Origin of the sequence: Escherichia sp. WS1265, assembly GCF_046487585.1 — a bacterium.
Lineage (GTDB): Bacteria > Pseudomonadota > Gammaproteobacteria > Enterobacterales > Enterobacteriaceae > Escherichia > Escherichia coli.
This window is the reverse complement of sequence record NZ_JBJQJE010000103.1, coordinates 1-552: the sequence shown is the minus strand read 5'-3', so window position 1 is coordinate 552 and position 552 is coordinate 1. Positions and strand designations below refer to the sequence as shown.

Annotated in this window: 1 pseudogene; it reads left to right on the top strand. The window is 49.6% G+C overall.

From position 1 onward, the window contains the following. A pseudogene (locus ACJHX3_RS25045) lies at positions 1-552 on the top strand (helix-turn-helix domain-containing protein); the annotation flags it as partial.

Sequence of the window (552 nt, the reverse complement as noted above, 5' to 3'; positions counted from 1 at the left end):
GGTCATGCAGGCATCATTTCTACGGCAAAACTCTTTCAACTTTCTCACACCAGCCTCTCACACTGGATTAATCTTTTTCTTCTTCACGGTCCTCGGGCACTGGATTGCAGACACAAGCGTAGCTATTCTCCTGAAGATAAACTTTGCGTGGTTCTTTATGCTCTCGGGCATTCTGAGTCTCTACCCCGGGTAGCTGCCCGGTTTAACATTCCCAGCCACAACACGGTTAAAAACTGGATAAAAGGCTACCGCAAATCTGGTAATGAGGCCTTTATCAGGCGCAGGAAGGAGAAAAGCATGACCCGTTCTGATGATACCCATGAAAACGAGGCAAACATGACGCCGGAAGAGATGAAGAATGAGCTGCGTTATCTTCGCGCAGAAAATGCATATCTGAAAGCCATGCAGGAGCATCTCCTGGAAAAAAAGCGCCAGGAGCTGGAGAAAAAACGAAAGTCATCCGGAGCCTGAGGTGCGGACACTGCCAGTCTGACCTGTTAAAGGCTGCAGGGCTGGCCAGAAGCACGCTGTACTACCAGCTGTCACTGCAGA